21 protein-coding genes are annotated in these 18,898 nt (G+C 58.6%); 11 read left to right on the forward strand and 10 right to left on the reverse strand.

All coding sequences use genetic code 11. The features are described 5' to 3' along the window. Positions 1-401: 401 nt before the first annotated feature. Positions 402-800 (forward strand): YybH family protein, encoded by a 399-nt coding sequence (locus PROAA_RS02265; RefSeq protein WP_186409766.1) that lies wholly within the window; start codon positions 402-404, stop codon positions 798-800. 216 nt (positions 801-1,016) lie between these two features. Then, positions 1,017-3,821, forward strand: a complete 2,805-nt coding sequence (gene ileS / locus PROAA_RS02270; RefSeq protein WP_186409767.1) for an isoleucine--tRNA ligase — start codon at positions 1,017-1,019, stop codon at positions 3,819-3,821. Positions 3,822-4,406: 585 nt separating this feature from the next. On the opposite strand, the gene PROAA_RS02275 is transcribed toward ileS, so the two are convergent. The 7 genes from PROAA_RS02275 to PROAA_RS02305 all read right to left on the reverse strand — a co-directional run bounded on the left by PROAA_RS02275 (position 4,407) and on the right by PROAA_RS02305 (position 8,924). Next, positions 4,407-5,114: a hypothetical protein gene (locus PROAA_RS02275; RefSeq protein ID WP_186409768.1), complete on the reverse strand. Its 708-nt coding sequence runs from the start codon at positions 5,112-5,114 to the stop codon at positions 4,407-4,409. A 33-nt stretch (positions 5,115-5,147) separates the two neighbouring features. After that, positions 5,148-5,717, reverse strand: a complete 570-nt coding sequence (locus PROAA_RS02280) for an Lcl C-terminal domain-containing protein (RefSeq protein ID WP_186409769.1) — start codon at positions 5,715-5,717, stop codon at positions 5,148-5,150. A gap of 193 nt (positions 5,718-5,910) precedes the next feature. After that, positions 5,911-6,195, reverse strand: coding sequence for a hypothetical protein (locus PROAA_RS02285; RefSeq protein ID WP_186409770.1), 285 nt, complete (start codon positions 6,193-6,195; stop codon positions 5,911-5,913). A gap of 34 nt (positions 6,196-6,229) precedes the next feature. Beyond that, positions 6,230-7,552 (reverse strand): ferredoxin reductase family protein, encoded by a 1,323-nt coding sequence (locus PROAA_RS02290; protein WP_186409771.1) that lies wholly within the window; start codon positions 7,550-7,552, stop codon positions 6,230-6,232. A gap of 18 nt (positions 7,553-7,570) precedes the next feature. Continuing rightward, entirely contained in the window at positions 7,571-7,972 is a 402-nt protein-coding gene (locus PROAA_RS02295; RefSeq protein ID WP_186409772.1) for a PepSY domain-containing protein, read from the reverse strand. Between the two features lie 37 nt (positions 7,973-8,009). Beyond that, a complete protein-coding gene (locus PROAA_RS02300; RefSeq protein WP_186409773.1) occupies positions 8,010-8,501 on the reverse strand; it encodes a diheme cytochrome c in 492 nt (163 codons plus the stop codon). A 21-nt stretch (positions 8,502-8,522) separates the two neighbouring features. Beyond that, positions 8,523-8,924 (reverse strand): DUF1924 domain-containing protein, encoded by a 402-nt coding sequence (locus tag PROAA_RS02305; RefSeq protein ID WP_222102057.1) that lies wholly within the window; start codon positions 8,922-8,924, stop codon positions 8,523-8,525. Between the two features lie 136 nt (positions 8,925-9,060). Between PROAA_RS02305 and PROAA_RS02310 the strand changes: the two genes are divergently transcribed. From PROAA_RS02310 to PROAA_RS02325, 4 genes are all read left to right on the forward strand, one after another. Beyond that, positions 9,061-9,429: a PepSY domain-containing protein gene (locus PROAA_RS02310; protein WP_245664122.1), complete on the forward strand. Its 369-nt coding sequence runs from the start codon at positions 9,061-9,063 to the stop codon at positions 9,427-9,429. Continuing rightward, positions 9,429-10,091, forward strand: a complete 663-nt coding sequence (locus tag PROAA_RS02315) for a response regulator transcription factor (RefSeq protein ID WP_186409774.1) — start codon at positions 9,429-9,431, stop codon at positions 10,089-10,091. The genes PROAA_RS02310 and PROAA_RS02315 overlap by 1 nt, the downstream gene beginning before the upstream one ends. Further along, on the forward strand, positions 10,088-11,464 hold the full coding sequence (locus tag PROAA_RS02320) for a sensor histidine kinase (protein ID WP_186409775.1): 1,377 nt from the start codon (positions 10,088-10,090) through the stop codon (positions 11,462-11,464). The genes PROAA_RS02315 and PROAA_RS02320 overlap by 4 nt, the downstream gene beginning before the upstream one ends. Before the next feature lie 288 nt (positions 11,465-11,752). Beyond that, entirely contained in the window at positions 11,753-12,232 is a 480-nt protein-coding gene (locus tag PROAA_RS02325) for a hypothetical protein (protein ID WP_186409776.1), read from the forward strand. A gap of 79 nt (positions 12,233-12,311) precedes the next feature. Here the strand turns inward: PROAA_RS02325 and PROAA_RS02330 are convergent, their stop codons facing one another. Beyond that, positions 12,312-12,923: a hypothetical protein gene (locus tag PROAA_RS02330; RefSeq protein ID WP_186409777.1), complete on the reverse strand. Its 612-nt coding sequence runs from the start codon at positions 12,921-12,923 to the stop codon at positions 12,312-12,314. A 78-nt stretch (positions 12,924-13,001) separates the two neighbouring features. On the opposite strand from PROAA_RS02330, the gene PROAA_RS02335 reads away from it, so the two are divergent. From PROAA_RS02335 to PROAA_RS02355, 5 genes are all read left to right on the forward strand, one after another. Continuing rightward, complete coding sequence (locus PROAA_RS02335) at positions 13,002-13,643, forward strand: TetR/AcrR family transcriptional regulator (RefSeq protein WP_186409778.1); 642 nt, start codon at positions 13,002-13,004, stop codon at positions 13,641-13,643. Then, a complete protein-coding gene (locus PROAA_RS02340) occupies positions 13,640-14,812 on the forward strand; it encodes an efflux RND transporter periplasmic adaptor subunit (protein ID WP_186409779.1) in 1,173 nt (390 codons plus the stop codon). Before PROAA_RS02335 ends, PROAA_RS02340 begins: the two co-directional genes overlap by 4 nt. After that, positions 14,809-16,011, forward strand: coding sequence for an ABC transporter permease (locus PROAA_RS02345; protein WP_186409780.1), 1,203 nt, complete (start codon positions 14,809-14,811; stop codon positions 16,009-16,011). Before PROAA_RS02340 ends, PROAA_RS02345 begins: the two co-directional genes overlap by 4 nt. Beyond that, positions 16,012-16,719, forward strand: a complete 708-nt coding sequence (locus PROAA_RS02350) for an ABC transporter ATP-binding protein (RefSeq protein WP_186409781.1) — start codon at positions 16,012-16,014, stop codon at positions 16,717-16,719. Between the two features lie 120 nt (positions 16,720-16,839). Further along, positions 16,840-17,298 (forward strand): cytochrome C, encoded by a 459-nt coding sequence (locus PROAA_RS02355; protein WP_245664123.1) that lies wholly within the window; start codon positions 16,840-16,842, stop codon positions 17,296-17,298. Positions 17,299-17,562: 264 nt separating this feature from the next. Here PROAA_RS02355 and PROAA_RS02360 read toward each other — a convergent pair whose 3' ends face one another. Then, the gene (locus tag PROAA_RS02360) at positions 17,563-17,877 is read right to left on the reverse strand and encodes a hypothetical protein (protein ID WP_186409782.1); all 315 of its coding nucleotides are present in this window, start codon (positions 17,875-17,877) and stop codon (positions 17,563-17,565) included. Positions 17,878-17,945: 68 nt separating this feature from the next. After that, positions 17,946-18,263: a hypothetical protein gene (locus tag PROAA_RS02365; protein ID WP_245664124.1), complete on the reverse strand. Its 318-nt coding sequence runs from the start codon at positions 18,261-18,263 to the stop codon at positions 17,946-17,948. Between the last annotated feature and the right edge of the window lie 635 nt (positions 18,264-18,898).

The following is an 18,898-nucleotide window of genomic DNA, read 5'->3' on the forward strand; positions in this document are numbered from 1 at the left end:
CGGCCATTTGCAGCCGGTCACTGTTGCCCCGAAGCAGCCATTCTGATGACCGCTTCACTTTGGAACCCGCCAGACAGCCTACGCGTACAATCCGGCCGGACGACTGTCGCCGAACGAGCGTCAGGTCTTCTGCGGTTGACCGGCGGAGGGACCGAGTTGGTGCAGAACCTGAAGAGGGTAGGCTTGCTATAGCAAATTGCGATGGTGTTGCCCAAGCTGCTTGAACAGTACAAGCATCTCTGTTATCGTGTTTTTATGAAAATCGTGCTCAAGACCCCTCCAGTCATTATTACCACCATTCCCAAAATGGTGGGTTAGCGCGCTTAATTGTTCACTGCACCCGCCAAGAGGCGGGTTTTTTATGTCCGTCTCCTAGCATTTGCCCAACCAAGGAGATTGACATGGAACACCAACAGATCAAACAGGCCATTGAGGCTGCAGACGAAGCGATCACCGGAGAAGACTTCGACTCGTTAATGGCGTTCTATGCGGATGACGCCGCCCTCGTCATCAAGCCAGGTTTGATCGTAAGGGGCAAGGAACACATCCATAAGGCTTTCGTTGCTATTGCTGAGCATTTCGGCCACAACCTTGTTGTAAAACAAGGGGAGATGCAGGTCGTTCAGGGGGGCAACACAGCGCTGGTCATCATGGAGACCATCCTGGAAACGAGAGATCCGACCGGACTGCTGTCGTGCACCACGCGACGCGCCACCTACGTATTCCGCGAAGAACCGAATGGCGAATGGCTTTGCGTCATCGACAATTCCTATGGAACGGATCTACTCGGTGCGATGTGATACGCACCAGAGACAGCTTCCCCGTCTCCTGTCATACGGAAACCAACCATTGCGCAGGAGGTCGCTACAGTGCCGTTTGCAGCGATCATCGGCAAAGGCCATTTCTGCACAAGTTGCGAAAACAAAATGGAATTCCCCCACATCGACGGGTTGAAGGCACAGGTTGCGCTCGACGTCGACTCCGCCCAAGACTATTTCAAGCATTGAGCAAAGACCATGGCTGACTACAAGAAAACGCTGAACCTCACCGACACCTCGTTCCCGATGCGCGGCGATCTTGCCAAACGCGAACCCCTGTGGGTCACCGCCTGGCAGGGCGAGAAGCTTTACGAACAGATCCGCGAGACCTGCCAAGGCCGTCCACGCTTCGTCCTGCACGATGGCCCGCCCTACGCCAACGGCGACATCCACCTCGGCCACGCGGTCAACAAGATCCTCAAGGACATCATCATTCGCTCGAAGACACTGGCGGGTTTCGACGCGCCCTACGTCCCGGGCTGGGACTGCCACGGCCTGCCGATCGAACACCAGATCGAGAAGCTGCACGGCAAGCACATCGCCGACGACAAGGTACGCGCGCTGTGCCGCGCGTTCGCCGGCGAGCAGGTCGAACGCCAGAAGAAGGACTTCATCCGCCTCGGCATTCTCGGCGAATGGGGCAATCCCTACCTGACGATGGATTTCAGGACCGAGGCCGACGAAATCCGGTCGCTCGGCAAGATCCTCGAAAAAGGCTACCTCTATCAAGGCTTGAAGCCGGTAAATTGGTGCCTCGATTGCGGCTCGGCGCTGGCTGAGGCCGAGGTCGAGCACGAGGACAAGAACTCGCCGGCGATCGACGTCGCTTTCGAGGTTCATCCCAACCACGCCGACAAGCTGGCCCGGGCCTTTGGCCTGACCCACCTGCGCGGCCCGGCCTTCGCCGTGATCTGGACGACGACGCCGTGGACGCTGCCGGCCAACGAAGCGGTGAGCATTCACCCGGAATTCGACTACGAGCTGATCGACACGCCCAAGGGCGCGCTGATCCTGGTTCGCGAACTCGCCGCCGCGTGTTTGGCGCGCTACGGCTTCGATGCCGCCCAGTGCACGGTGGTCGGCACGGCCAAGGGCGCTGCGCTCGACCTCGTGCTGCTCAAGCACCCGTTCCAGCCACGCGATGTCTCGCTGATCTGCGGCCGCCACGTCACGCTCGAAGCCGGTACCGGACTCGTGCATACCGCGCCGGCGCACGGCACCGACGATTACCAGATCGGCAGGGTCTATGGCCTGCCGGTCAATAATCCGGTCGGTGACGATGGCCGGTTTCTCGCCAACACGCCGCCGCTGTCGGTCAGCGAACTCGCCGGCAAGACCGTCTGGGAAGCCAACCCGCTGGTGCTACAGGAACTCGAAGCGTGCGGACGTCTGCTCAAGTCGGAACGCATCACGCACAGCTATCCGCACTGCTGGCGGCACAAGACGCCGATCATCTTCCGCGCCACCACGCAGTGGTTCATCGGCATGGACCACAAGGACCACGAAGACGCCGCGACGCTGCGCCGCATCGCCGAACGCGCCGTCGATGAGACGCAGTTTTTCCCGGCCTGGGGCCGCGCGCGACTCGAAGCGATGATGAAGACTCGTCCCGACTGGTGCGTTTCGCGCCAACGCAACTGGGGCGTGCCGATTCCCTTCTTCCTGCACAAGGAAACCGACGCGCTGCACCCGCGCACGATGCAACTGATCGAGGAAGTCGCGCAGCGCGTCGAACAGTCGGGAATCGAAGCCTGGTTCTCGCTCGATGCCAGGGAACTGCTTGGTGACGAGGCGGGCGACTACCGCCAGATGACCGACACGCTCGACGTCTGGTTCGACTCCGGGGTGACCCATTCGAGCGTGCTGCGCGGTTCGCACAACGAGCAGCTCACCTACCCCGCCGATCTCTACCTCGAAGGCTCGGACCAGCATCGCGGCTGGTTCCAGAGTTCGCTGCTGACCGGCTGCGCGATCGACGGCCGCGCGCCGTACAAGGCGCTCTTGACGCACGGCTTCGTCGTCGACGGCAAGGGGGTAAAGATGTCCAAGTCGGCGTTTAACGGCGTCGCCCCGCAAAAGATCTCCAATACGCTCGGCGCCGACATCCTGCGCCTGTGGACGGCGGCCACCGACTACTCAGGCGAGCTGTCGATCTCGGACGAGATCCTGAAACGCGTTGTCGAGTCGTATCGGCGCATCCGCAACACGCTGCGCTTCCTGCTCGCCAACACCTCGGATTTCGACACCGCCAAGGACTTGCTGCCGCCCGCGCAATGGCTCGAAATCGACCGCTACGCGTTGGCTATGACGCGGCAGCTGCAAGCGCAGTGCGCGGCCGACTACGGCAAGTACGAGTTCCACCGCGTCATGCAATCGCTGCAGACCTTCTGCTCGGAGGACTTGGGTGGTTTCTACCTCGACATCCTCAAGGACCGGCTGTACACCACTGCCGCCGATTCGACCGCGCGCCGTTCGGCGCAAAGTGCGCTGTGGCACATCACGCAGACCTTCGTCAAACTGATGGCGCCGATCCTCGCCTTCACCGCCGAAGAGGTGTGGCAGGTCTTCGGCGCGACCGGCCAATCGATCATGCTCGAAACCTGGCAGAGCCTGCCGCAGCTCGCCGACGAAGCAGCGCTGCTCGACAAATGGGCAAAAATCCGCATCTACCGCGCCGAAGTGACGCGCGCGCTCGAGGAACTGCGCGTCGCCGGCAGCATCGGCTCGTCGCTGCAAGCCGAAGTGACAATCCACGCCGATGGCGGAAAATACGCGCTTCTCGACTCGCTCGGCGACGACCTGCGCTTCGTGCTGATCTGCTCGCAGACGCGGCTGGTACGCGGCGCCGAAGACAAGCTCGAATGCGCCGCGCTGCCCCACGCCAAGTGCGAGCGCTGCTGGCACGTGCGCGACGACGTTGGCGCCGATCCCGAGCATCCCGAGATCTGCGGCCGCTGTGTGACCAACCTCTACGGCGAAGGCGAACCTCGTGCCTGCGCGTAACCAACACCCTTGCGATGCCTGGCCGCAACGCTGTCCGATGCAACAGGGAACTTCTGGAATGAATGTCCGCTGTACTTTTCTACCTGCTGCCCAACAGGAATTCCGACGAAGGTCGGCTTAGGGCACCGATGCGACTGTCGCGTTTCAAGATTCATTGCCGGAAAGCGGCCAGTGGAATTTCGCTTCCTGGAAGCGGCCGGTCGTCAATGAGTGTTCGGTGCCCACTGCCGCCATTCGATTCTCTGGGGTTCCAAAGGCAGCTAACTGAGTCGTGCAGTCGTACAACACGATCGCTCACCGACAGCCCCTCGGCCAATGCCGACCGTGGGACTGCGTTCAGTGTCGGGCGGCAATACGCCGGTCAACGGCCGTTCAGCCGCTGATGCCCGCCTTGCGCTCCAGGTTTCTCTCGCTCGTCAAACAAATCATCCTGATCATCGCCAAAGCATACGATACGAACGCCAACGGGCAAGTCTGTCTTTAGTCGGGAAAGTTCCATCAGCCAGCGGTTCCCAGGTGGGGCTAGTACATCCATGAGGCTCAAGGATTGCGGGTTCATTTTTGTATGGAAACTCTGGGAGGACATCACAGGGTGACTTGAAGGCGCACGCTGACCAAGCCCTTGGTATTTAGAGTCGCCTTAAAGGTAATGCGGTCGGGACCTTTGGTGTATTCATGCGTTTCACTGTTCTGTGTCGTGGACAGAACGTTCTGAACAAAACCTTGCGTGGCAAACCCTTTGATGTAGTAATCCAGTACCGCTGCGTAATTCATCGTACCCTCGTACTCGACGATTGCGTACGCACCTTCACGTTGCCAAAGAGTACGCACCGAACCTGGATAACGCGCCACTGGCCCTAGATCAGTACCGGATACATCACGCTGAGGCAGTTGTGCTGGCTTGAGTACGGGCACCGTCTCATCAAGCTTGCTGCGTATGCCGGGCGTAATTTCTTCCAGCCGGTCCAGCATGCCGCGCGCGACGGGGGCAAGAGCTGGCAGACTGTCGCCAAGTCTTTCGCGTGCAGTCGGGATCTTTTCTTCGACTTGCTTGAGCGTTCGAAGTGCAGCATCGGGCGCGGTCTGTGCCATACCAACCAGCCAGCCCAATAGGATCACTGCTGCCCAGATCAGTCCTGCGACCAGGGCCAGCAGTCCAATACCAGCAGCAACCCAGGTGGTACGACGTACCTGAAATATCCCAGGTGCAAACGTTGCCGCATACGCAAGAAGACCGCCTTTATTAATGGTGTAGCGTTGCAGGCTGGGTACGCCCGCGTCAGTCATCATCATGTTTTCTGCCGTGCTTTCTTTTTCCTAGCTCGCTTACCGAGCTTCATGAACGAGGCGGATGTGTTTTGTCACTGACTTGAAGTCTGTATAGGTATTCCCCTCATTGACGAGTCCTGGTTTGAAATACACAAACCAAGCAAAACTCGGATCATGCGTAAATGAATCCGCTGTCCAGTATGCATCTGCCGGTGTTTCAGGGAAGAAGCGGGTATCAATCGCTGATTGGTTGATATTGCGATTCCCCTGAGCCTGTATTTGTGCGACGGAACTACTGTCCTTGATCAGGATTGTCAGCAATTCGTTGTGGGTTGGTAGTCGCCAGCCTGATGAAAAAGCACAACGTGATTCTTGGTTCGCGGCTTTGGAGTATTCACCCTGCGCATAATTCCAGGATCCCTTGCCGCTTTCTATCGACCACACCAGGTTCGTCTTGTTGTCGCGCGTACACGACCAGTCGCTCGGCTGGTTTCCAGGCTTGGGTTGCGCGGGGCAATTGCCTTGGCCAACCACATTGCCGCTCATGCAAACCGGCACATACCGACTCTCCTCAGCCTGTGCAGAAAGCGCCGCCAACAATATGGGGATCAGGAAAATATTTCGCATCGCTATAGCTCCAAGAAAAATCTGAAAGATAGCCACTCACGATTAAGAAATGCTTAAGGAAACACTGAATAAGTCCTACGAGCCGGCCGCAAACCCGCATGACTACGTAGGTATCTTCTAAAAATTGACACTTGTTCAGCGTTTCCATAACCGGGTATGGTCATGTACCCCATTATTAGTTGGTATCACTTTCTCAATCGTCGTCGTGCTCGCGCCCTTTCGAGCGACGATCACGTCGATCGTCCTTGGGTAGGGGCTTGTCGCCCCAGGCCGCACGATACGCCTCGGCAGAAGTGAAACGGCATTTCTTGTTTGCTCCAACTTTGCTCAGCAACAAGGTATTCGGTTTGGCTGGAATGCCGGTATGAGCCTGAATCTGTTCCCTGATTTGATCGCAGGATTCCGCTTGGACCTCAGGGGTGGCGGCATGTACGGTCGTCATGGACAAGGCAAGCAGAATGATCGGGATGGCTTTCATGATTTGATTCCTTGGGTCTGATGGATAAAGGGTGTCACCGCATTTCAAAAGCTTCTTGGTGGAATCTGAACCGGCCTTGCCCGATACGCCCAAGTTCCTGCTTGAGCTTTTCTGCCAAGCCTTGCGGCCCGCAAAACCAGATTTCGGACCGGCGTGAACCATTCTGCGCAGCGGCCACATCGGCAGCGCTCAATGTTTCACCCTGTTGGGCGCCATGAATGTGCAGACGGATGCCAGGCAACGCGGCGCAGTTTGCCTCGAGGCGGGCGACAAAGGGATCATTGGTTCGATCACGGGTGCAGTAGTGGAGATCCGCAGAAACCTTGCTCGGAGTCTGCTGCAATGAATCCAGCCATGCCAGGAAAGGCGTCACTCCAATACCGCCGGCAATCCAGATTTGTTGGGCGCTCGAATCCTGCCGTGCCATGTCGAAGCGACCATAAGGCCCTTCAACCTTGACGGCATGACCGACCTCCAGTCGCTTGCCCAGGGTGCGGGTGTAATCACCCAGCGCCTTGATCTGGAAACTGACGCTCCGATTACCCCGATCCGCACTGGCGATCGTGAAAGGATGTGCCCCCTCTTTCTCATCGAAGGTAATGAACGCAAATTGACCGGGGCGATGGCCACGCCAGTTGTTGTCAAGCTGGCAAGTGACGGTAAGCACATCCGGGGCAGGTTGCTCGATGGCCGTCACGGTCCCGCTGGCGCGGCGTGCTCTCCCGATGCGACCGACCAGCGAGTACAGGGCACCATAAATTCCGGCAGTGCCAAGCAACGCGATGAGAATGCCGACGGGCTGGGTCCAGTAATCAGTCGGGGCAAGCATAGCTGCATGCAGCGCCAGCATCAGATAAAGCACCGGCATTGCCTGATGCACTACCCGCCAGGTTTTATAGGGAAACCGTTTCCATAAGGTGATGACCAGCATCGCCAGCACAAGATAGAACGCCCACTCCCCCATGTCCTTCGCTAGGTCGCGCATCACTTCCAGGAAGCCGGTGAATTGCTCCTTGGGTATGCGGCCTTCGCGGCCGATCATCGCTTTGAGAATGTCGCCGACGACTTCCTCGACCAGCCAATGCACTACGGCGAAGCTCACCCCGAGAATGCCGGCCCATTTATGGGTCAGATAGACTCGATCCATACCGCCCAGCGGGGTTTCGAGCCAGGCGGGACGCGTGGACAAAAACATCGCCAACGACATCAGTGAAATGGATAGAAGGCCACTCAGATAGAGTGCTTCCTGCCGGATAACCCATGGCAGAGTGCCGCCATTGCTACCGCCCGTGGCAACTACATCCATTCCCCAGGCCAGTGAGACGATGGCAAGCAAAGAACCGAGTAAGATTTTCATGTCAGAACTCCTGAAGGATCATTTTTCGGCGGGTTGGATGGTTCCCGTTTGGGGCAAGTCATCTCGGCAGCGTCGTTCGTTGCAGTCAGCAGAGTTGCGCTGATTGCTTTTCGCATAGCCACCGTCGTATTTGTCACGCTTAACGTCCCGCTGCCGCTGGTCGATGACCTCGCCTGTTTGGGGATGCACATACAGCTTGATCCGCCGGCCCGCCTGGTCGATGGCCTTGACCTCATAGCTGCCGCTTTCACGCTCGATCTTCTCGATATTCCGATAGCCGGCGGATTCCAGTCTGGCGTGCACTTCGGGAATCGATAGCCATCTCGCCTTGTCGGTATTGGCAGAACGGACGTCCTGGGCATGACTCGACATGGAGAAGAAAACAGTGGCAAGCAATGCAGTGATGGTTAATGGTCGCATGGTGAAATCCTCCTGCTCTGGAAAGTGTCTGAAAGAGTCATTCTTCGTAATAGCCTTGCTCTGCTGCGGTATGGCAGGCGATACAGTTCGCTTTGGTGCGCACCTCCTTGTGGCGCCACTCCCAGTCAGGCACTTTGCGATGTTCGCTCACCCATTTGGGCAATTCCGTGATGCGTTGTGGAGCAGCCCCGGTGGCAACGCCTTTGAGCAGTTTGCTGCTGTAGCGCTGGCCACCCGCATCACCTGCATTGGCAACGAGATAGCTCGTAATCTTCTCGGCGGTGGCCGGATCGAGGCTGGCGTTATCACCGAAATGCTTGTCCAGTTCGCCCATCATGCGTTGCCAGGATCGCGCCGGGAGCATCGAAGGGGCAAAGGCCAGATGGCAACTGCCACATTCCTCCTTGACAACCGGATCGGCCACCGGGGCAAAGAAATGGCGGTCACCGGACTGGGCACGGGCTAATACAAGGGCAGAAAAGGCCAAGGTCACGAGGCCGATGGCAAGCGGACGATAGGGAATGCGCACGGGGGTCTCCTATGAATGGGATTACTGACCGATCACAAAGGTGAGCCAGTCACCTTTTTCCTGCGGGGTACATTCGCGCCCTAATACTTCGGTGCAATTGCGCTTGAACCATTTTTCAACCTTGGCCGGATCGGTATAACGAGTCGGCGTCACTGACACGGCAACTGGTTCGATGGCTTTTCCGGTCAGCGCCCGACCGGCACCCCGGGTGTCCTTGCCATGACAAGTCGTGCAGGAGGGCGTATCAGGCTTCCCGCCCGAAAAGTTCTGCGTATGCAGGGTTTGGCCGCGTGCCGCTGAAAAGCTTGTTACCTTGGCGGCTGCGGCATACTGAGTCAGCAGGTCTTCGCGCGGACCGGCAAATGTCGCGGTGCTGAGTATCATGGCGACAATTCCTGAGGTGACGACCAATATGTTCTTCATGCGTTTCTCCTGGCGGTTATCGGACTGTGGGACGTACTTTGCGCCCCCCTGTCTGAATGAATGCTGAATCACTTGTTCATCCTGCGTTCAGATTCAAAGCGCTAAAAGATCAGGCTGGAAAACTGTGGAGTTGAAGATGTCGTCGAGAATCACCACCCAATGGCGTCCTGCACTGACAAGCGTTGTCATATTGATGACGCTGGTGATGCTGGGCACGGGAGTCAGTTACGCAGCAGATAACGCCGACCATGACCGTGCCCGCCAAGCCGTCGAGGCGGGGGACGTACTGCCCTTGCGGACGATTCTTGAACGGGTCGAACGCGAGTATCCCGGCCAGGTCATGGAGGTTGAACTCGACCGCGAAAAGGGTGAGTGGGTTTATGAAATCAAGTTATTGCGCAAGGGAGGCGCCTTGATGAAGCTGAAAATTCACGCTCGAGACGGCACCATCCTCGGTTTCAAGGAAAAGAATGACAAGCCGCATCGCCAAGGAGAGCCTCGCTGATGCGCATTCTGGTCGTCGAAGATGAGCTGACTCTAGCTGCACAACTTGTCGAAGGCATCATGTCGGTCGGCTATGTCGTGGATGTCGCACACAACGGGGTCGATGGCCACTTCATGGGGGAGACCGAACCTTACGATGCCATCGTGCTCGACATCGGCCTACCGCAGATGGATGGCATCACGGTTCTCAAGAAATGGCGAGCGGCAGGTCGTACTTTGCCGGTATTGATCCTGACGGCACGCGATACCTGGCGGGAGAAAGTGGCCGGTATCGATGCCGGTGCGGATGACTACCTGACCAAGCCCTTTCACATGGAGGAACTGCTGGCCAGGCTCCGGGCCCTGATCCGCCGTGCCGGCGGTCATGCCAGTACCGAGCTGGTGTGCGGTCCGCTGACGCTGGATACCCGCAGCAGCCGTGCCAGTGTGGATGGAACTGCCTTGACGCTGACGAGCCATGAATACCGTGTGCTCGCCTACCTGATGCACCATCCAGGTGAAATCGTCTCCCGTGCGGAACTGACCGAGCATATTTACGCGCAGGATTTCGATCGCGACTCGAATACGGTCGAGGTATTCATCGCGCGCTTGCGCAAGAAATTACCGCCGGGCCTGATCGAAACCGTGCGCGGATTGGGCTACCGACTCAACAAAGCGCAATGAACTTTGCCCTCTTGCGTAACTCCCTGCGTATTCGTCTCTTGGCGGGGACGCTCGTCTGGATCGTCATCTCGATTCTGGTGGCAGGCTGGGGGCTTGGCCAACTTTTTCATCAGCATGTCGAAGCACAGTTCGATGTGGAGCTAAAGAATCATCTGGATCAGCTAACAGCCCAATTGATTCTCGATGAGCAGAATCAGGCCCAAGTTCGATTGCTTCCGAGTGACCCGCGCCTCAACAAACCCCTGTCCGGTCTGTATTGGCAAATAGACCGGATTGCCGCAGCGGGTGAACTACCCACCAAGGCTGTGTTGCGTTCCCGCTCACTGTGGGATGAAACATTGGCCGTGCCAGCCGATACCCCGGCGGACGGAGAAATTCATCAGCATCGGATTGAAGGCCCCCAAGGGGTTACGCTAAGAGTGGTGGAACGTACCGTCACCATTGACACTCACTCCCTGAGGTTGATGGTTGCGGCCAATGAAAGCCTGATGACAGGACCTATCGCAGACTTCAAAGGCCATCTTTGGTTGGCATTGGGCATACTGGGAATGGGATTGACGTTCGCTGCCTCGATGCAAGTATTCGTGGGACTTGCCCCACTGCGTAGCATGCAGGATGCCCTTGGGCGTGTCAGGCACGGAGATGCCCGAAATATGGAAGGCACCTTCCCAAACGAGATTATGCCGCTGGTGAATGAGTTCAACACGGTGCTGGCGCAAAACGCCGAGGTGGTCGAGCGTGCTCGAACGCAAGCCGGCAACCTTGCCCATGCGCTTAAAACACCGCTGAGCGTCCTCAGCAATGCCGCCAATGCTCCCGAGAAGCGAGATGACGACTTGGCACGTCTGGTCACATCGCAAGTCGATACCGTGCGCAAGCAGGTTGATTACCACCTGAGCCGGGCACAAGCTGCCGCATCGGTACAAGTTCCGGGCATGCGCACCGCCGTTGAACCTGTCATCCGGGGACTGGTACGGGTGATGCAACGGGTGCATGCAGAACGCCATCTCGTATTTGTTGTCATTCCTGATGAAGCTAGTCTGTCATTCCGTGGTGAAGAACAGGATTTGCAGGAAATGCTGGGAAATCTGATCGACAACGCCTCGAAGTGGGCCCAGTCTCGGATCGAAATTCAAGTTAAAGATGATTCCGGCAAGCTCCGGGTGAATATCGATGATGATGGCAAGGGTATCGCCGAGACCGAGCGCGATCATGTACTCAAACGAGGGGTTCGCGCGGACGAGCAGGTTCCCGGTACGGGGCTGGGGCTTGCCATAACCGCCGACCTGGCGCGAATGTACGGTGGTGATTTGGTGTTAGCCAAATCCTCATTGGGCGGGCTTCAAGTCTCGTTGATACTACCGGCAGTTTGACTCTCATTGCACCCACTCGCCAGACTGAAAGTGGCCTCGTGGGGTTCGCTGCAGAAAAGGAAGATTGTGTCGGAATCCATCCAGTGGGATTGGCTTATCACCCCAGGCAACACGGTAGTTTTCGGTAGAAGTGAACCAGCATTTTGTTGTTGCAAACACTGGGTTGTTTGTTCATCCGGCGTTCAGCTTCGATGAGCATAATTGGCCCTGCTGAAAAAGCGATATCGTCAGAATCATTGCCAATTGAATGTTCCCATCAACCATCATCCGTTCTGGAGAATCACCCCAATGAAACCCTACCTTCTCACCGCACTGACTGTGCTGACCCTTGCCGCTGCCGGCCCATCCTTCGCCGCGAACGAAGCCCACGACCATGGCCACGGCACGATGTCCGGCACCTTGCAACTCAACGCCGGCAAGAAATGGGAAACCGACACCCCGCTGCGCAAGTCCATGGGCGAAATTCGCCAGTCGATGGCATCCTCACTGCACGCGATTCATGAGAACAAGCTGACGTCCAAGAGCTACGGGACGCTGGCGAAAAAAGTGGAGGATGCAGTTGGCAATATGGTTGCCAATTGCAAACTCGGCACCCAGGCCGATGAGCAACTGCACCTGATCATCGCCGACCTGCTCGCCGGCGCCGAACAAATGGCGGGCAAGGTGAAGCAGGCCAAGCGCATGGACGGTGCGGTCAAAGTTATCGGCGCACTCGACAACTACGGCAAGTATTTTGACGACCCGGGCTTTCAGCCAATCGCTCACTGAGAAAACGCCAGCAAGTGATAACGCGCCGACCTGCCGGCGCCGATTTTGCTGGCTGATTGTCCACGTCGCGCCGCTCGAATCAGGTGTTGCTCGTTTGAATCACGGCAGGGTCGTCGGCATGCTCCAGAAGAATCCGACGCACGCGGTCCTGCCATAGTTCCTGGAACAACCCCTGCTCATCGATGGTTGCATCGCCTTTAAGGCATTGCGGCATCAGTTCGGCAATCCGTGGATCTCCTGGAACTTTGGACAGGTCAGCCGAGACCTCGATACTTTGTTCAGAGTCCAACCGGGTCAGTCGCAAGCTGCCTGCCTTGATAGGCTGCGAGAAAAATAGTTTGTTGCGGCGGTTAAACTGACCGCCCAACCCACGAAAGCCCGTATCGGCGGTGGCTCCTGTGATCAGGGTTGCGATCGAAGCGATCACCCCGGCAACCCCGGCATCGGGTGGCTCCGCGAAATCGACGCGAATCTCGCCACGAACCGGCAGGTCATCGCCATACAAAGCCGCGAGCGCGGCACGCGTCATAAGGAACGCGGAGGCCACGGTCGGACAACTGTGGCCGGCCAGTCGCACGGCGTCTTCGTAGCGGTAATCAATCAGACCGTCGGCAGCGGCCCCGAGGAAATCGGCGAGTGGATCGCGCAGGCGAATGACGGGCGCGTCGGCAAAGAAATCGGGAAATTGCATTTGCTTACGTTCTTTCGGTTGGCAGTGGAAGGAGGTTTGGATAAGATAGTAACAGTTTACTTACTTAACGAGCGATCCATGACCGCGGCACCGATTCTCAACGCTCCACCTGTCGAGCCCCGCCAGCGCCAATCCGCAGAAACCCGGCGCGAGGAAACCGTCGAGGCGGTGATCGATCTCGCCAGCGAGCATAGCCCGGAAGGTATTACCACGCAGGCCATCGCCACCCGGATCGGCGTCACGCATGGCGCGCTGTTCCGGCACTTTCCGGACAAGGCAGCCATCTGGCGCAGCGTTTTTGACTGGCTGGGGATCCGCCTAGGTCGTGTCGCCGATGCCGCGATTGCTACCGGTGGCACCCCACTCCAGGTACTCGAACGGCTCTTCCATGCGCAGGTGGCCTTTGTTTCCGATCATCCCGGTGTTCCGCGCATCCTGTTCCACGAATTGCAACGCCCGTCCGGATCTCCTTTGCAAGGGTTGGCGCGAACCATCGTCGGTGGCTACCGGGAGCGCATCAAGACCTTGATCCACCGGGCCAAGGATGCTGGCGAACTGCCGACCGGCCTCGATGAAGACACGGCCGCGATCCTGTTCATCGGTACGATCCAGGGCCTGGTGGTGCAGAGCACCCTGTTTGCCGGTGCCTTCGACATGCGCGAAGCCGCACAGCGCATTTTTCCCCTGTTGCTCGACGGTTATCGTGGAGTCAAGTCATGAGTCTTCCTCACAAACGAACACTGGTCCTCGGTGGGATTGCCCTCGCTTTCCTTGTTACCTTTGGCTGGATCATCGCCACCCAGGGGCCGCTGGCGCCCGTCAAGGTGACGCTCGACACGGCCAAGGAAACCCGGCTCGAACGCACGTTGTTCGGCGTCGCCACCGTCGAGGCGCGGCGCAGCCACAGCATCGGCCCGACGCTGGCCGGGCGTGTGGCGCGGGTAATGGTCGATCAGGGCGATGCGGTCAAGGCGGGGCAGTTGCTGGCGGAAATGGAACCGGTCGATCTCGATGCGCGTCTCGCCGCTGGAACCGCATCCGCGGCTGCCGCCGCACAGCGCGTGCAATCGGCCGACGCTGCGCTGGCCGAAGCGGGCAGCCGCGCCAGGCTGGCGAAAAACAGTGCCGACCGCTACGCCGATTTGCGCCAGAAAAACTTCGTCAGTCAGGAAGCCGCCGATGCGAAAGCGCACGAAGCCGCCGCCGCGCAGGCCGCACGCTCGGCCGCCGCCGCCGCGCTGGCCGCCGCCAAGGCAGACGTACGCCGCGCACAATCTGAACTCGCCGGCACGGGCCAGAACCGTGCACATCTGCGATTGACCAGCCCGGTCGCTGGCGTGGTCACGGCGCGCCTCGCCGAGCCGGGTTCGACCGTCGTCGCTGGCCAGTCTGTCGTACAAGTGATCGATCCGGCCAGTTTGTGGTTGCGCGTGCGCATCGACCAAGGCCGTTCGCAAGGTCTGGCCGTCGCTCTGAAGGCTGAAATGACGCTGCGTTCGCGGCCTGGAGAAAAATTCGCTGGACAGGTTGAGCGCATCGACTGGGTGGGCGATGCGGTGACAGAAGAGCGTATCGCGAATGTGGTGTTTGACAGCGCGCCCGCCGGTGTTGCCATCGGCGAACTGGCAGAAGTAACGCTGCGCTTGCCGGCCATCGAGAAAGCGCTGGCGATCCCTGCGGCTGCGCTGCAACGGCAAAGTAACCAAAGTGGCGTCTGGCAAGCAAAGGATGGCCAGGCGCACTTCCTGCCGATCACTGCCGGCGCTATCTCATCGGATGGTTTGGCGGAAATCCGTCAAGGACTCGCCGCTGGCGATATAGTGATCGTGCATAGCGCCAAGGCACTCGCCGACGGCGCCCGCATCAAGCCGGTGGATGCACTGAAATGATCAACCTTGCCAGTCGCGATGTCCTGCATGGCTGGGGTAAGTTCCTGTTTACCGGCATTGGCCTTGGGCTGCTGATCGGCGCGACGCTGACCATGGGCGGCGTGTTTCGCGGCATGGTGGACGACGGCCAGGTGCTGATCGACAATAGCGGTGCCGACCTGTGGGTGGTGCAGCAAGGTACGCTGGGACCATATGCCGAGCCGTCCAGCCTGCGCGACGACGTGTGGCGCGGTATCGCCGGCATCGAAGGCGTGGCGGAAACCGGCAATGCCGCCTACCTGACCATCCAGATGGCGCATAACGGTAAAGACACGCGGGTGATGATCGTCGGCATCGAAGTGGATCGGCCCAACCGTCCCGGCGCGCCGCCTTACCTCATCGCCGGCCGACCGATTTTGCAGGGCCATTACGAAGCCATTGCCGACGAGCGCGCCGGATTGAAGCCTGGCGAGCGGGTGAAAATTCGTCGCCATGATTACAACGTGGTCGGACTGACGCGGCGCATGGTGTCTTCGAGCGGCGACCCGATGATCTTCGTACCACTCAAGGATGCGCAGGAAATCCAGTTCCTCAAGGACAACGATGCGCTGGTGAACGAGCGTGCCCGCACCGCCGCCAACCCAGTCTTCAACCGTCCCGGTGTGCCCGGCCTGCTCGAAGCGGCTCAGGCCAGCGCCACCCAGGCACGCAGTGTGAATACAGTGCTGGTTCGCCTTACGCCCGGCGCCGATCCGGCCACGGTAGCCAACGAAATCCAGCGCTGGAAACGGCTCACCGCCTACACCAAGGCGCAAATGGAAGACATCCTGATCGCCAAGCTGATCGCCACATCGGCCAAGCAGATCGGCATGTTCCTTGTCATCCTCGCCGTCGTCACTGCTGCCATCGTCGCTTTCATCATCTACACCATGACGCTTGCCAAGGTGCGCGAAATCGCCGTGCTTAAACTCATCGGCGCAAAGAACCGCATCATCGCCGGGATGATCCTGCAGCAGGCGCTGGCGCTCGGCGTCATCGGCTTTCTCGTCGGCCGCATTGCCGCCGGGCTGTGGGGACCGGCCTTTCCGAAATACGTGCTGCTGCTGCCGCAGGATGCCATCGGCGGCTTCGCCATCGTGCTGACGATTTGCGCACTCGCCAGTCTCTTTGCCATCCGGGCCGCACTGGCCATCGATCCGGCGGAAGCGATTGGAGGATAAATGGACACGCCCGCGATCAAACTCACTGGTCTGAAAAAACGTTACGGCTCGGGTGACGCCGCCGTCGATGCGCTCAAAGGCGTCGACATGACCATCTGGCCCGGCGAAGTGGTCGGCCTGGTCGGCCCCAGCGGCTCGGGCAAGAGCACGCTCCTGAAATGCCTCGGTGCCGTAATCGAGCCGACCGGCGGGCGCATGGAACTGGCCGGCGATGTCATCTATGAGGATGGCTGGAAAATCCCCGACCTGCGCGCGCTGCGCCGTGACCGCATTGGCTTCATCTTTCAGGCACCCTACCTGATCCCATTTCTCAATGTCACCGACAACGTCGCGCTGCTGCCGATGCTCGCCGGCCAGGACAACGCCGGCGCCCGCAAACGTGCCTTGGAACTCCTTACCGCCCTCGACGTGCAGCACCGCGCCGGCGCGCAAATATCGCAACTCTCCGGCGGCGAACAGCAACGCGTCGCCATCGCCCGTTCGCTCGCCAACCACGCGCCGATCATCCTCGCCGACGAACCCACCGCGCCGCTCGATTCGGAACGCGCGCTGACGGTGATGCGCATCCTCAATGATCTGGCGCGCGAATACCGCACGGCGATCATCGTCGTCACCCACGATGAAAAAATTATCCCGACCTTCAAGCGGATTTATCACATCCGCGACGGCCGGACGCACGAAGAGGCGGGCGAGGGGCGAGTAATCTAAAGCGTGAAAAAATCGGCGCTGGCGGGACGGCGGCATGCCTCATACCGTTATTCTCAGTGGTGCCGTAAAGCTCCGGAAACCAAGTTTCACTCACCCATTCATCATCAAAAGGAGATGGTTATGAAACACACGAAACTAACCCCTATCTACCACTCTTTCATGGCGTTCTGCACGACTCTGGCGTTTGTCGCCACCCCAGCCGGCGCCGCTGACCCCCGCCAATTTGCTGAACTCAAGCCAGCGGCACAGGAAACTCTGCGCCAGGAAATGCTCGACAACCTGATGGCGCTCAACGCGATCATCAGCCTGCTGGCGGGCAATCAGGTTAAGGAAGCCGGTGAGGTCGCGGAAAAAGAGCTTGGCCGCAGCGCAATGGGGAAAAATGCCTCCAAGTCCTTCGAGGCACGGCCTGGGCCGCAAATGCCGCGCGAGATGCATCAGTTGGGTATCAGCGGCCATCTTGCCGCCACTGAATTTGCCAAGGCTGCCGCAAGCGGCGACCGGGACAAGGCGCTGGCGGAACTGTCCGCGGTCATCGGCAGTTGCGTGGCCTGTCACGCCTCGTACCGCACTCGCTGAATCCACACATTTTTCAGATCTGTCGGCCTTCGCTAGCCACCTCGTCCAATTTGCCGTCGCGGATTGATAACGTTGGTTACTTACCGTTTAGAGCATGACCTGAATCTACTCTTGTGTGATCAGCGTTGTGACCCATGCTGCCGATCTGACGCCAGACAAGATTCGCCAGCAACTGGCTCTCCATGAGGAAATCGTCCATTCGACGATCGAGATTCACCTGTGTCCCGACAACCCCGCCGACACCTTGTCGGCGGAGTATTGTTGCTACTGTGAGCCAGGCGTACGGATACGGTCTCGATCTCGTTGCTGAATCTGATCTTTGCTCATGTCACGCACCTGATCCCGCTGCTGGGTTTGGATCTGATCCTTGCTCATGTAACGTACCTGATCCCGTTGCTGGGTTTGGTCGGTCTGGCCGCCACGATATGCACCACTGCCAGATTGGCCGCCGCTGTAACCGCCGCCCATGCCGCCATTACCAAAACCCCCACCGCCACCGCCCCTCGCTTCTACAACTGTGACAGTTACAGCCAACAGACTGCCCATGAGCAGGCTTGCAATATTCACTCTGGATTTCATTACCCACTCCTTCGCAATTGCCCCTGATCCTTGGTTTTCGGGCTCCTCGCCGGGTGTTTGAATACCCCCTACTTCAGCATTCCGCTGGATTTCATGCGGTCACAGGCGTTGGCCCGAGGTACCGGCAAGGTTTTCCCTTGTTCCTTCGCACGCGATTCCATGAGTTGGTGATGCTCTGCCTGATAAGCTTTGCACTCATCATAGGTCTTGAATGACCACATTTTCTGCTGGTGAGTGCTACGCTCTTCAGGCGTCATCAACGACCATCCCGGGGTATTGTTGTTGCTGAAGGCGTAACGCCCACCACCGGGGCCGGGTTGGGACACTGCGGGGAACGCAAGCGAACTGCCAATCACCGCGACCAAGGCATATTTCGTGAGTTTCATGATGGTCTCCTTTTCTGCTCAAACATCTTGCCCCTGACGTTTTCTTTGTAGTCCAGCCATCCTTGAGCTGCCATGTGCAAAGAGAAAGCATTTGTTCAGCATGGTCACAAAATGTTTCCGTCCTGATTGCCGTACAGAAAAACCCCGACCTTGCCGGAGGTGTGGCGAGGCGGGGGAAAAGCCAAATGGCTGTGGGGTGATTGGGATCACGAGAATATTATGAACCGCTAATGGTCTGCCAGAATGTGGTGCGACACTGTGTCGCATCAATAGCAGCGAGGAAGATGTGAAATTGAGGGGGGCGGCATCCATGCTGTTTAACTGCTCGTCTCAACAAACCGTCATTGACTCCATGTCCCCGTGACCGACTGTTCAGGAGTTCGTCGAAATGGAAAGTGGACATTCGACGCCACCAATATCCGAAGGTCCGTTGATCGCAGAACACCTGTCGATCATCTGGCGATGGCTGTACGGCCGGATTGGCCGATGACCCGGAATTGCCCTTCCGGCAGGTTCCAAAGTGAAGCAGCCCTTCAGGCGTCCGGTCTGGGGAGAGGGTGACCGGCAGCAGTTGGCCGATTGTACTCATAGGGCATCGCGCCGGAAAGCAGCCGCACGCCGCCAATTGAAGTGAC

This window comes from Candidatus Propionivibrio aalborgensis (assembly GCF_900089945.1).
Classification (GTDB): domain Bacteria; phylum Pseudomonadota; class Gammaproteobacteria; order Burkholderiales; family Rhodocyclaceae; genus Propionivibrio; species Propionivibrio aalborgensis.